The organism is Kingella sp. (in: b-proteobacteria), assembly GCF_030527935.1.
Classification (GTDB): Bacteria; Pseudomonadota; Gammaproteobacteria; order Burkholderiales; family Neisseriaceae; genus Kingella_B.
In genome coordinates, this window is the sequence record NZ_JAUMZV010000004.1 from 20,976 (window position 1) to 33,477 (window position 12,502).

Consider the following 12,502-nt stretch of genomic DNA (forward strand, 5'->3'; position numbering starts at 1 on the left):
CAAACACAAAAAAGGCAGCCTGAAAACGCTTTATTCCTGTTTTCAGGCTGCCTTGCTCATTCAATTAAAACGAATAATCCGCTTTCAACCAGAACGTGCGCGGCATGCCGACTACGGCGAAGCTGCGGTCATATTGCCCGCGTTGCACTTGCCAATAGTGTTTGTTGAACACGTTTTCCACCGCGCCGCTTACGGTCAGCGCGTTGCGCTCGCCAAATTTTTTGGTGTAGCGCGCGCCGATGTCCACCAGCGTGTAGCTGGGGAACGCGTATTTTTTCTGGCTGTCTTGATACGATTTGCCGTAATACTGCACGTTGGCATTCAGCGTCAGCCCTTGCGCAAACGGCGTATCCCATTCAATGCCCGCTTTGGCAATCACACGCGGGCTGGCGACTTGCACGCCGTTAATCAGCATATCGCGCGAGCTGGGGTATTTGCGCAAATCCGAACGCATATACATCAATCCAAAGCTCGGATGCAGCGTTTTATTCATCAAATTGCCGTACACGTTAAATTCCACGCCGCGATTGCGCTCAAAGCCTTGCTCATCGCCCGCCGCGCCGCCCTGGGCTTTGTATTTGGCAAAATCGGAATTATTGCCATAGGTTAAGCGACCGTTGGCGTTGGTTTGCCCGCGCCAATAACCAGGGCGTTTGATTTGGAACGCGCTCAATGTGGTTACCACGTCGCCCCAGTTTTTGCGTACGCCAAATTCAAATTGGCGGCTCACGCGTGGTTTTGCCATGGTGGTGTTGCCATCGTCATCGGTTTTGATGTCGGCAGGTTCAAGGTCTTGCATATAGTTGCCGTAGAACACCAAATCGGGCGATGGCAGCCATGCCGCCATCAGCATGGGGCTGATGCGGTGCGATTTGCCTGTTTCGTTGGCTTTTTTGTCTGTGTATTCAACGTGTTGGAAACGCCCGCCCACGGTTAGGCGCAGCGTGTTGTCCAAAAAGCCCAGCGTGTCAGACAACGCCAAGCTGTTCACTTTAATCCGCGCATCTAGGTTGGCATTGCTTTCCATGCGGTTGGGGTAATCGGGTTTAAACGCTGCCAGTTGCCCTGCAAGATTGCCGCGCTCGGGGTAGATGGTGGCGGTGCTTCTGCCTGCTGCCGTGCCGCGATAGGTGGCGCGTTGGCGGATAATGCGGTCAAACGCGGTGCTCCAATTATGCGAAACAGGCCCGGTGTAGAACTCGCCGCGTGCCGATAAATTCATGCTCAATGTGCGGAAATATTGGTCGGTTAGGCGGGCGGTGCCTGTGGTGTATTGGTTGGCGGTGGTGCAGGCGGTGGTGGCGTTGCGGCAGATGGTGGGCGAAATCAGCGTGCCGTAGTAACGCGCTTTGTTGTAGCCGATGCCGCCTGTGATTTGGAAGCTGTGGTCGGTGTCGTATTCAAACGTGAGCATATTGGTTTGACCCACGGTGTTTTGCCAGTTCCACGCGGGCAGCAGGTTGGTTTTGCCATCGGGCGCGGCAAATAGCTTGCCTGCGGCGTTTTGAATATCTTGCATGCGGGCGCGACCGCCGTGGGTTTTGCGTTTGGCGTACACGCTGTCAAACGCAACGCGCAATTTTTCGCCGCGATAATCGGCGTTAAAGGCAAATTCTTTGTCGTCTTCTTTATAGCCATCGCGCGGGGTGTCGCCGTGGCGCAATTTGGCGTTGGCACGGATACCGAATTGTTTGCTCTCGCCAAAGCGTTGCCCAATATCGGCGGTGGTTTGCACGCGGCTGTCGCTAAACCATGCCAAGCCAACTTTGCGGTTGCCGTCATCGCTGGCTTTTTTGGTTTCAATATTCAATGCGCCTGAAACCGCGCCTTCGGGGTCCATGCCTGTTACGGCGGTGGACGCGCCTTTAATCAACTGCGCGGAGCCAACGTGCACATCGGCGGTGCCTTGCGTGCCATACATACCCGCCAAGCCGTTTACGCTGAATTGGCGTGCGTCTAGCTGGAAGCCGCGAAAATACAAGCCTGTGAGCGTATTGCTTTCGCCACCAAACGCCATCACAGACGCATCGGTGCTGGCAACGGCATCAACCAGCGTGCGGGCTTGTTTGTTGTTGATGCGGTTTTCATCGTAATTGACTACGGTAATCGGCGCGGTGAATGCGTTGGCGCGCCCAAGCAGGCTTAAATTAACGCGGTCGAGCATATCGCCATCGCTGGCGATGGAGAAGGATTTGGCGGCGCGAACAACGGAACGGTCGGATTGAACGGTTACGTTTTGCAAGGTTTGCGCGGGCGTTGCGCTGCTGTCTTGCGCGCTGGCTTCGGCTTGCGCGGGACTTTGCGCGCTGGTTTCAGGCTGCGTTGCGCTGTTGTCGGCATTGTCTGCCACGGCAAATTGGGCAAAGCTCAAACCGAGCAGGGCGAGTGTGATTTTGTTTAATCTCATGATGTTAGCGGGTGTTAAGGTTGGTTAAAAAAGTGCGCGATTGTAACAAGGATGGACAGTAATGGTAATTGGTTTTGTTTGTGTGGAATGTAAATTTTCAGGCTGCCTTGGGCTGCTGCACGGCGCGTTGCCACGCGGTTATCTGCACCACCACGCTGTGCCGTTCGTTATCATCGGCAAAAATGCTGCGCGGCAATACGATGAACTGGCTGCCAAACGCCAGCACCACATTGCCTTGCTGTTCGCCAACGTGGGTGAGCGTTGCCCAGCTATACCAAACTTCGTTTTCCTGCGGATAGACTTGGCGGCAGCCTGCGGCATCGGCGGTGAATTGGCTTTCGTGCAGCAAATGGCTTTGGCGCATGGCGCGGCGGAGTGTGAAGTGTTGTGAGCAGACTATCAGCAGCAAGATGCTGCACCACAATGCGCCCAAGGTAAGCATCACGGCGTTGATGTGGTGAGCAATCTGCGCGTGGAGTTCGCTGTCGGCGGCGATGTCCCAATCTTGCAGGACGCTGTTGAGCTGCTGGGTTGCGCTGCGGATAAACAGGGCGGCGGCGGTGAGCAGCAGCACAAACAGCGCGAGCAGGATTTTGCTTTGATGGCGATGCTGGCTTTGGCCGGCAACAAGGTAGGCGGCTTGGGTGTAGGCTTAGGGGTTGGGCGGGAGTGTGTAGTGCATGGGCTCGGGTTGGTTTGACTACATTTGACTACATTTCGGGCTGCTGATGGGGCGGGACGAAGTGCGGCGGGTGGGGTTACGGCAATGGCAAGCGTGGGTATGGCGGCGCAACGCCATGAAAAAGGGGATGGGCTGCTACGGTTGCGTTTTCAGACTGCCTTACATTCGCGCATCAAGGCAGCCTGAAACTTTGAGCGCGGGGGCGAAGGCTGGGCAGCCTGAAATGTTTGCCCCGCGTTCCCTACGGCTTGCGTGCAAGCCGTGCGCTGGTAAGGGTTGGGTTGGATGGTGGGGGGGATTGGGCGATTGCTATTTTGTTATCCGATTTTCAGGCTGCAACCTTTGCAAAATCTGTAACTGATGGAGCGTCGGCGGCTTGCTGGCATCTTGGCAAATCAGCCATGCGCTGTTTAATAAACGTTGGCGACGAGCCGCCGCCGCTCCATTTTAAGAACCTGTATTCACTATTTCCATAGGCAGATTTTATGACATAAAAGCGTGGATACAAGGCAAAAAGCGCAGTAAGGTCGGACACCTTGCGAGTATTTTTAACGCAGTAGCCACGTTTTTAGGGCATAAAAGATGCCTATGGAAATAGTGAATACAGGTTCTAAGGTTTCAGGCTGCCTAAAACCGCCATACGCCGCGTTCGCTGGCAAAGTAGCGCACGCGGATATCGTGGCTTTGCGTAGGCAGTTGGGGCAGGCTTTGGCAGGCGAAGCCTGCGGCGATGGTTTGCGGTTTCAGGCTGCGTGGGGTGGCGGCTAGTGTGCAGTCGTAGTAGCCGCCGCCTTGCCCTAGGCGGTAGCCGCGCTGGTCTATGCCGACAATGGGCAACACCATGATGTGCAGCGATTGGGCGCGGATTTTGTTGCCATGAAATTGCGGCACTTGGATTTGGCTGCGGCGGCGCGGGCGTTCGGGCTGGGCTGTTTTAACTCTGTTGAAGCCTGCGGCTTTCAGGCTGCCTTGGCGCATGATGGGGTGGGGCGTGAACCAGAGTTTCAGGCTGCGTGGGGCAATGTAGGGCAGATAGACTTGTGCGCCGCGTTGTTGGGCTGTGCGGGCGAAGCTGTCCAGCCGCAGTTCGCTGCCGATTGCCCAATATACGGCGATGCGTTTGCCGCGTTTGATGAAGCGGTTGAGTTCGCTGTTGATGCGGCGTTCGGCAGCGCGGCGGGCGTTTTCAGGCTGCCTTTTGCGGGCAAGGCGCAGCGTGCGGCGGATTTCACGTTTATCGGCTTGCGGCGATAGGTTTTCAGGCTGCCGAAATAGCGTATTCATCAGCCGCGCCCTGTGCTGCCAAAGCCGCCTGCACCGCGCTCGCTGCTGGCGAAATCGTCCACAATGGCAAACTGCGCTTGCACCACGGGCATGATGACCATCTGCGCGATGCGGTCTAGCGGGGCAATGGTGAAATCGGCTTGGCTTCTGTTCCACAGCGACACCATCAGCTCGCCTTGGTAGTCGGAATCAATCAAGCCGACCAAATTGCCCAGCACGATGCCGTGTTTATGCCCCAGCCCTGAGCGCGGCAAGATGGTGGCGGCAAGATTGGGGTTGGCGATGTGGATGGCGATGCCTGTGGGGATGAGTGCGGTTTCGCCTGCGCGGATGGTTTGCGGCGCGTCTATGCAGGCGCGCAAGTCTAGCCCGGCGCTGCCTTGCGTGGCGTATTGCGGCAGGTGTTCGGCGATTTTGGGGTTGAGAATTTTGAGTTGGATGGTGGGGTGCATGGTGTTTCCTTTTATTTGGATTGCGCTAAGGCAGCCTGAAAACAAAAAACTACATCCAGTTTCAGGATGACTAAAAAACTGTTATGATACCGTAAATTTTCCCCCACGTTCTGTTAGGCTGTGTAAGAACCTGTATTTATTTATTTGCCTAGGCAAATAGTGAACACAGGTTCTAAACCCAACAGATTTTTCTAACCTTCTCAAAAAGGCACACATCATGAAAATAGATGAACAGTTGAAGCAAGCAGCGTTAGATTTCCACCAATTCCCCGTTCCCGGCAAAGTGAGCGTAACGCCGACCAAATCGTTGGCAACACAGCAAGATTTGGCGTTGGCGTATTCCCCCGGTGTTGCCGCGCCGTGCATGGAAATCCACGCCAACCCCGCCGATGCCTATAAATACACCGCCAAAGGCAACTTGGTGGCGGTGATTTCCAACGGCACAGCGGTGCTGGGTTTGGGCGACATCGGCGCGCAAGCGAGCAAGCCCGTGATGGAAGGCAAGGGCGTGTTGTTCAAAAAATTTGCAGGCATTGATGTGTTTGACATTGAAATCAACGAACACGACCCCGACAAGCTGGTGGACATCATCGCCGCGCTAGAACCCACATTTGGCGGCGTTAATTTGGAAGACATCAAAGCCCCAGAGTGCTTCTACATTGAGAAAAAATTAAAAGAACGCTGCCATATCCCCATTTTCCACGACGACCAACACGGCACCGCCATCATCACCGCCGCCGCCACCATCAACGGCTTGCGCGTAGTGGGCAAAAAAATTGAAGACGTAACCCTTGTGGTTTCAGGCGCGGGCGCGGCAGCGATTGCCTGCACCAACTTGCTGGTGGCGTTGGGCTTAAAACGCGAAAACGTTACCCTGTGCGACCGTAAAGGTGTGATTTACCAAACGCGCGAAGACCGCAACAGCATGGATGCCACCAAAGCGCACTACGCCATTGCCGACAACGGACAGCGCACGCTGGCAGACGCGGTAGTTGGCAAAGACATTTTCTTGGGGCTATCGGGCGCAGATTTGCTCTCGCCTGAAATGCTGAAAACCATGGCGGATAAGCCCTTGGTGTTTGCGATGGCGAACCCCAATCCCGAAATCAAACCACCCGTTGCCAAAGAAGCGCGCGCGGACGTGATTATCGGCACAGGTCGTTCCGATTACCCCAACCAAATCAACAATGTATTGTGCTTCCCATTCTTGTTCCGTGGCGCATTAGACTGCGGTGCAAGCGAAATCAACGAAGCGATGAAAAAAGCCGCGGTGTATGCCATTGCCGATTTGGCGCACGAGCCCGTGCCCGAAGCGGTGCGCTCGGCATACCAAAACCGCGATTTCACTTTCGGCGCGGAATACCTGATTCCCACGCCGTTTGACCCGCGCCTGATTTCGCGCATCGCGCCCGCCGTTGCCAAAGCCGCCGCCGAAAGCGGCGTGGCAGCACGCCCGATTGCTGATTTGGCGGCTTATGCAGCGAGCTTGGAGAAAAAATAATCGCTGATTGATTTGTGAACCATAAGGCAGCCTGAAAACGAGAAATGGTGGTGTCCTAAAAAGTATGCTGACATAAAACGTCAAGCCAATAACGATATTTCTATCGTACAAAATTTCCTGTTAAAACAGCGGAATTTGGCTAATTTAAATTACTAAAAAAACAAGCAGCATACTTTTTAGGACACCACCCGAGAAATAAGCGTTTCAGGCTGCTTTTTTATGGGTGGCAGAGTAGGGCGGGCGACTGCGTTGTTGTTGTGTCGCATCCACCACGCATGAACATTAGAGAGCGGTTGCGACAAATTGAAACCTTTGCAAAACCCCTAACAGCAGCTTGAAACACAAGAAATGCCGTCATTCCTGCGTAGGCGGGAACCTTGTTTGATATTCAAAAATTTCCGTAAAAACAATTCATTGCATGAATTCAACCAAGATTCCCGCTTACGCGGGAATGACGATTGATTGACCATTTTTTATTTTATTTTAGGTTTGGCAAAGGTTTCAGGCTGCCTAATGTTAATCGTGTGAAAAAAACCAATAGGCAGCCTGAAAACGTGTGTAAATCATTTTCAGGCTGCCTATTGTCCCCCGCTCACTGCGCCCATTGGTTCTGCCGCAGTTTTTCATCGGCGGTTTGGATGCGCCATTGTTCGTATTGCAGGTCTTGCTGCCATGCGCTGCTGTTTGGGGTTTGGGCTGCGCTGGAACGGGCTGCGTTGTTGAAGCCTGCGGTTTTCAGGCTGCCTTGGGTGAGCGGGGCGATGCCGTTGCTGCTGAGAATATAGGCATCGTCGCCGTGGTTGAGTATTAGGGGCAGTTCGTTGTTTTGCGGCGGGTTGTGGTCTTGGGCAAGGCTGCGCCCGAAGGTGTACACGGGTTGCTGGATGCCGAGCCAGTCGGCTAGGGTGGGCAGGATGTCGTATTGGCTGGCGAGCTGGGGGTGTTTTTCAGGCTGCCATTGGGGGTGGTAAACGATGAGCGGGATGTGGTATTGCTCGCGTGCGCTGTCGCTGCGGATGGGTTCGTTGCGGGTGTGGTCTGCCATGAAGATGTAGATGGTGTTGTTGTGCCACGGTTGCTGGGCGGCGTATTGCATGAATTGGGCGATGGCCCAGTCGCTGTATTGCAGGGTGTTGAGAAAGCCGTTTTCGCCTGTTTCGGCGTGGGGTCGGGTGTCAAATTCTTTGCCTGTGCGGGCGTAGGGTTCGTGGGTGGTGCCGCTGAAAAAGAAGGCGAAAAAGGGCTGCTGGGGCTGGCGGCTGATTTGTTTGCCGAAATACATCAGGCTGTCGTAGTCCCAGCCGAACGGGGGCGGGTCTTGCGGGTAGGCGCGGATGATGGGTACGTCTTCTTTGCCGTAGTATTCTTGAAAGCCGATGGCTTTGGCTACGCCGTCGATGTGGAACGAGCGGCGGTTGGATGTTTGCAGCATCAGGGTGCGGTAGCCTTGTTGCTGCGCGAGTTCGGCGATGCGGCTCATGTTGTTGAGTTCTAGCCCGAAGCCGATGGGCTGGCGGTTGGGCAGGGCGGGCACGGAAGTTAGGCTGGCTTGGATGCCGATGATGCTGCGTTGCCCTGCGGCGTAGAAGTTGGTCCACACTTGGCTTTGGGCGATGAGCGCGTCCATGTGGGGCGTGGCGCGGTAGCCATTGCCTGCGAGCGCGTCGATGTATTTGTAGCTCCAACTTTCCAGCAGCAGGATGATGACGTTTTTGCGGCTGGGCGGGTTGCTGCTTTGGTAGCGGAAGGGGTGGGGGTGTTCGGCGGCGATGCGTTGGGCAGTGGCATCGTCCAGATAATGCAGCGGGGCGGCTTGGCGGCGGTCGTTTAGGGCTTGCAGCGTTACCAGCGTGCCATTTAGGGTAAGGTTGGCTTGGCTTTGCCCGTTACCGTTAAAGGCATCTATGCTGTTTAGCGGTTTGCCTGTGAACACCATGCCGCGCGCAAGAAAAACGTAGCCCACGAGTAACACGATGATGGTGGGGATTTGGCTTTTCAGGCTGCCTTGGATGGGGGCGCGGGCGATGCGTATCACGCTGCGTTGCCATAAATAGGCGAGCGCGGCAAAGGCGGCGAATGCGGCTAGGGTGTAAACAAGGCGCGAGCCGAGTGCGATGCCGATGATGCTGCCGATGTCGCCGCCGATGTTGAGCAAATCGCTGCCGATGTGGCGGCTGACTTCGCCGAAATAGGCTAAATCGGCGATGCCCAGCCCGAGCTGGGCGACCAGCAGCGCAAAGGCGAGCCATGCGGTGGCCACGCGGGCGCGGCGGGTGGGCACAAGCCACCACAGCAGGCAGGGGGCAAGGGCGATAATGGCGAGTTTTAAGTCAAAGCGCGCGCCTGTGAGCAAGGCGGGCAGCAGGTGGGTGTCGGCGAAATAGTGCGGATAGGCGGCGCGTAGGGCGATGCGCAGGGCGGCGAAGATGAGCGCGGCGAGTGTGAGCACGATGATGGGGAGTGTCCAGATGGGGCGGGGGGGGTGGGAGGGCATGGTGAGTTTTTTGTGGGGAGAGTTGGGGGATGGGGTGGATGGTGTGGATTGGGTTTCAGGCTGCCTTGGGTGTTGGGGCAGCCTGAAAATCGTTTGGCGATGTTCTGTTCTGCGGACTGGGGGCGGCTGTTTAACCTGCCACCCCCATCCTAACCTTCCCCCGCTAGCGGGGGAAGGAACAGGTTGCGGAATGTTCAATCTATACTGCTTGTCGCCAACGGTAATCCAGCCAGCATATTTTTTAGGGCAGCCTGAAAATCATCTTTCAGGCTGCCTTTGCTATTCACGAGCCTTGCGCTTGCCCTTTGCGTGCGGCTTGGCGTGCTTCGCGTTGGGCTTTGAGTCCGGCTTCTTTTTTGCGGGCGGCTTTGAGCCATGTTTCCCATTGGCTTGGCGTTTCCAGCGTGATGCGTCCGATTTTGCCTTCGCGAAAGTCGGTTAGGATGAGTTCGGCGGCTTTTTGGTAGTTGATGCGGTTGCCGCTTAATACTGCGCCGCGTTTTTGCGCTATCCATTCTAGCCATTGGGTGTCTTGCCAATGGCTGCTGGGGTCTTTGTCGGCGGCGTATCGCGCTTGCAGCAGGGGCAGGTAGTGGCGGCGCAGGTAGTCCAAGAGTTCCAGCGCGACTTCTTCTTCATCCAGCGCGTTGCGCCCGATTGCGCCGCTGGCGGCTAGATTGTAGCCCGATTGTTCTACGATGATTTTGGGCCACAGCATCCCCGGCGTGTCGTAGAGCCAAAAGTCGTCCGCCAAAAATAGGCGTTGTTCGGCTTTGGTGATGCCCGGTTCGTTGCCTGTTTTGGCGGATTTTTTGCCTATCATGCCGTTGATAAGCGTGGATTTGCCCACGTTGGGGATGCCGCAAATGAGCACACGCAGGGGTTTGTCTATGCCTGTGCGGTTGGGCATTAGGCTGCGGCAGGCGGTGGTGATTTTGGGGGCGGTGGCTTTTTCGGAACTGTCTAGCGCGATGGCTTGGGTTTGCGCTTGGCTGACGTAGTAGTCTAGCCAGCTTTGGGTGCGCTCGGGGTCAGCTAAGTCTTGTTTGTTGAGTATTTTGAGCTTGGGCTTGCCTTTGGATAGCTGGGCGAGCAGGGGGTTTTCGCTGGATGCGGGCAGGCGTGCGTCTAGCATTTCTATCACCATGTCCACGCTTTTGATGCGCTCGGCGATGGCTTTTTTTGCTTTGTTCATGTGGCCGGGAAACCATTGGATTGCCATGTGGGGTGCTTTCGTGTTGGGGTTGGATGTTGGTTGGGATGGGGCAGCCTGAAACCTTTGCAAAACCCCTAAATAGCAGCCTGAAACCTAAAATGGAGCGGTGGCGGCTCGTCGCCAAATGGCTGATTAAACATCGCATGACTGATTTGCCAAGATGTCGGCGAGCCGCCGACGCTCCATCGGTTGCAGGTTTTGCAAAGATTTCAGCCTGAAAATGGATGGAATGGGCTTAGGCTTGTAAACGGGTTTTCAGGCTGTCTGTGTTTACATAATAGGCAGCCTGAAACGCAGTTGAATTATATCATTTTACTTGCCCCCACCAGTCGCTCGTTGGCGTATCCAGCGTAAACACTTGCCCGAGCGTGGGGGTAAGCGTGGCGATGTTTTGCGCGCGAACAAGGGGGATGCTGCGGCGCACGGGTTCATCCCACGGGTGCATGGCAAGGCTAAACATCCCCCAATGTATCGGCATAAAGCGGTGGGCGCGTAAGTCGGCGATGGCTTGGGCGGTTTCTTCGGGGTGCATATGGTTGTCGCGCCAGCTGGCGTTGTATTGTCCGTTTTCCACAAGGGCAAGGTCTATTTTGGGGAAGCGTTGTTGGATTTGGGCGTAGTGGCTGCCGTAGCTGCTGTCGCCCGAAAAATAAAGCGTGTGCTGCGGGGTTTGGATGATGTAGCCCGCCCATAGGGTTTTGTTGAAGTCGCCCCAGCCGCGGCTGCTGTTGTGCCGTGCGGGCACGGCGTGGATTTTCAGGCTGCCGATGGCGGTGTGTTGCCACCAGTCTAGCTCAATGATGCGCTGCGCGGGGATGCCCCATTTTTGCAGCAGCGTGCCAAGGTTGAGCGGTACGATAAACTGGGTTGCGCTGTGGATGTGGTGCTTAACGGTGGTTTGGTCTAGGTGGTCGTAGTGGTTGTGGCTGTATAGGATGTAGTCCACAGGCGGCAGCTGGGCAAGGCTGGCGGGTGGGGCTTGATAACGGCGCGAGATAAGCGGGATGGGCGATGCGTATTGGCTGAACACGGGGTCTAGCAGCAGGGTTTTGCCTGCGATGCGGATGAACACGCTGCTGTGCCCAAACCACACCAAGCGCGGTTGGTCGTCTTGCAAAAAGGTTGCCCAATCGGGGCTTTGGCTGGGCAGGGGCGCGGGCGGGGCGTAGCGTTTGGCATCCAGCGTCATGGCTTTGAGCCAGCGCAGCATGGTTTGGATGCCGCCTTGCACGGGCTGCTGCGGCGGGGTTACATAGAATTTTTGCTGGATGGGATGGTAGTGGTCGCTGGCGGGGCGGATGGGGTAGCGCATGGTGTGTTGGGGCGGGGTAAAAAGAGAGTGGATGATACGGGGTTTGGGGCAGCCTGAAAATGAGTTTAAATGCTGTTTTAGCTTCGCTGAAACTTGCTTCGCTCGTTTCAGGCTGCCTATATGGCTAATAATTGGATGGCATGAGCAACGGCTTGCTCGGTGTAGTGTTCAATCATCGGCACGCTGGATTGGCGCGGTCCGCCAAAATTGAGTACGCGGATATGATGCTGCTGCACAAAGCGGGCAATGTTTTGCCCTGCGATGGCGGGGGCAACGGTTTGCAGGTCTATCAACAAAAAGGGCCTGTGTTTTTCCAAGCAAGTTTTGAGCGTGAGCGCGGTGCCGCTGTTAAGCTGGATTTGGGCATAATAAATGATAACGGTGGCATCGCTGTCTTGCACATTTTGGCGCGTGCGCTTGCGATAACCCGCGTTGGGCAGCGGGATAACGGGGTAGTGCGGGGCGATGATGCCGTCTTCTGCGCGGCGGTCTTCGGGACACCAACCGCCGCAGGGGATGGAATGAGCCAGCGCGGCATTGAGCGCGCCCCTATCCACGCCTGTTTGCGCGCCCGAGATGATTTTGAGCATGGGTTTGTCCTTTCAGCGATGCAGTTGAAATAAACGATGATAGCAGCCTGAAAATGGGCTAGGGTGGTTTCAGGCTGCCTGATGGCGCGTAAACACGCTATAATCTGCTGCCGCTTGATTAACCTCGCTTTTAAGGAAAAACCATGGGCGAAAACACCATTCAAGTAAACGATGTAAACGAACAAAACAACGAAGCACAAGAGATAGAACTGCCTGTTTTGAACAACGCAAACGATGAGAAAAAGGAACACGGCGAAAGCGGTTGCTGCGGCGTGTGCGGCGGCTAGGGCAGCCTGAAATGGAAGAACCTGTATTCGCGGCTATATTGCTGGAATGCAGGTTTTTTTGTGTTGACGGTGGGGCTTTATTTTGGTTTCGCTGAATTTTGTTTCAGGGTTTTCAGGCTGAAACCTTTGCAAAACCCCCAACAACAGCCTGAAACCTAAAATGGAGCGGCGACGGCTCGTTGCCAACACTTATTAAAACATAGCATTACTGATTTTTCAAAATGTCGGCGAGCCGCCGACGCTCCATCGGTTACAGGTTTTACAATGTTTTCAGGCT

The 12,502-nt window shown here is 55.4% G+C and carries 12 protein-coding genes; 2 read left to right on the plus strand and 10 right to left on the minus strand.

Features of this window, described 5'->3' with window-relative positions; all coding sequences use genetic code 11:
- Positions 1–64 precede the first annotated feature (64 nt).
- The 5 genes from Q4A85_RS02005 to dut all read right to left on the minus strand — a co-directional run bounded on the left by Q4A85_RS02005 (position 65) and on the right by dut (position 4,825).
- Positions 65–2,164: a TonB-dependent siderophore receptor gene (locus Q4A85_RS02005; protein ID WP_303107526.1), complete on the minus strand. Its 2,100-nt coding sequence runs from the start codon at positions 2,162–2,164 to the stop codon at positions 65–67.
- A gap of 340 nt (positions 2,165–2,504) precedes the next feature.
- Positions 2,505–2,981: a hypothetical protein gene (locus tag Q4A85_RS02010; protein ID WP_303107440.1), complete on the minus strand. Its 477-nt coding sequence runs from the start codon at positions 2,979–2,981 to the stop codon at positions 2,505–2,507.
- Positions 2,982–3,417: 436 nt separating this feature from the next.
- The gene (locus Q4A85_RS02015) at positions 3,418–3,624 is read right to left on the minus strand and encodes a hypothetical protein (RefSeq protein WP_303107442.1); all 207 of its coding nucleotides are present in this window, start codon (positions 3,622–3,624) and stop codon (positions 3,418–3,420) included.
- A gap of 92 nt (positions 3,625–3,716) precedes the next feature.
- Positions 3,717–4,373: a 5-formyltetrahydrofolate cyclo-ligase gene (locus Q4A85_RS02020; RefSeq protein ID WP_303107443.1), complete on the minus strand. Its 657-nt coding sequence runs from the start codon at positions 4,371–4,373 to the stop codon at positions 3,717–3,719.
- Positions 4,373–4,825, minus strand: coding sequence for a dUTP diphosphatase (gene dut / locus Q4A85_RS02025; RefSeq protein ID WP_303107445.1), 453 nt, complete (start codon positions 4,823–4,825; stop codon positions 4,373–4,375). The genes Q4A85_RS02020 and dut overlap by 1 nt, the downstream gene beginning before the upstream one ends.
- A gap of 223 nt (positions 4,826–5,048) precedes the next feature.
- Between dut and Q4A85_RS02030 the strand changes: the two genes are divergently transcribed.
- Positions 5,049–6,326, plus strand: a complete 1,278-nt coding sequence (locus Q4A85_RS02030) for a malic enzyme-like NAD(P)-binding protein (protein WP_303107527.1) — start codon at positions 5,049–5,051, stop codon at positions 6,324–6,326.
- 176 nt (positions 6,327–6,502) lie between these two features.
- Here Q4A85_RS02030 and Q4A85_RS02035 read toward each other — a convergent pair whose 3' ends face one another.
- The 5 genes from Q4A85_RS02035 to Q4A85_RS02055 form a co-directional block, all read right to left on the minus strand.
- Positions 6,503–6,628, minus strand: a complete 126-nt coding sequence (locus Q4A85_RS02035) for a hypothetical protein (protein ID WP_303107447.1) — start codon at positions 6,626–6,628, stop codon at positions 6,503–6,505.
- A gap of 290 nt (positions 6,629–6,918) precedes the next feature.
- Positions 6,919–9,018 (minus strand): LTA synthase family protein, encoded by a 2,100-nt coding sequence (locus Q4A85_RS02040; protein WP_368500164.1) that lies wholly within the window; start codon positions 9,016–9,018, stop codon positions 6,919–6,921.
- A gap of 85 nt (positions 9,019–9,103) precedes the next feature.
- A complete protein-coding gene (ylqF, locus tag Q4A85_RS02045) occupies positions 9,104–10,042 on the minus strand; it encodes a ribosome biogenesis GTPase YlqF (protein ID WP_303107448.1) in 939 nt (312 codons plus the stop codon).
- Positions 10,043–10,343: 301 nt separating this feature from the next.
- Positions 10,344–11,348, minus strand: a complete 1,005-nt coding sequence (locus Q4A85_RS02050; protein WP_303107450.1) for an MBL fold metallo-hydrolase — start codon at positions 11,346–11,348, stop codon at positions 10,344–10,346.
- A 116-nt stretch (positions 11,349–11,464) separates the two neighbouring features.
- Positions 11,465–11,938 (minus strand): putative molybdenum carrier protein, encoded by a 474-nt coding sequence (locus Q4A85_RS02055; protein WP_303107452.1) that lies wholly within the window; start codon positions 11,936–11,938, stop codon positions 11,465–11,467.
- A 143-nt stretch (positions 11,939–12,081) separates the two neighbouring features.
- On the opposite strand from Q4A85_RS02055, the gene Q4A85_RS02060 reads away from it, so the two are divergent.
- Positions 12,082–12,225, plus strand: a complete 144-nt coding sequence (locus Q4A85_RS02060) for a hypothetical protein (protein WP_303107453.1) — start codon at positions 12,082–12,084, stop codon at positions 12,223–12,225.
- Positions 12,226–12,502: the final 277 nt, after the last annotated feature.

Coding starts and splice junctions, on each gene's coding strand:
- Q4A85_RS02005 (WP_303107526.1), bottom strand. CDS start 2,164: ATGCTCGACCGCGTTAATTTAAGCCTGCTTGGGCGCGCCAACGCATTC.
- Q4A85_RS02020 (WP_303107443.1), bottom strand. CDS start 4,373: ATGAATACGCTATTTCGGCAGCCTGAAAACCTATCGCCGCAAGCCGAT.
- dut (WP_303107445.1), bottom strand. CDS start 4,825: ATGCACCCCACCATCCAACTCAAAATTCTCAACCCCAAAATCGCCGAA.
- ylqF (WP_303107448.1), bottom strand. CDS start 10,042: ATGGCAATCCAATGGTTTCCCGGCCACATGAACAAAGCAAAAAAAGCC.
- Q4A85_RS02050 (WP_303107450.1), bottom strand. CDS start 11,348: ATGCGCTACCCCATCCGCCCCGCCAGCGACCACTACCATCCCATCCAG.
- Q4A85_RS02055 (WP_303107452.1), bottom strand. CDS start 11,938: ATGCTCAAAATCATCTCGGGCGCGCAAACAGGCGTGGATAGGGGCGCG.
- Q4A85_RS02060 (WP_303107453.1), top strand. CDS start 12,082: ATGGGCGAAAACACCATTCAAGTAAACGATGTAAACGAACAAAACAAC.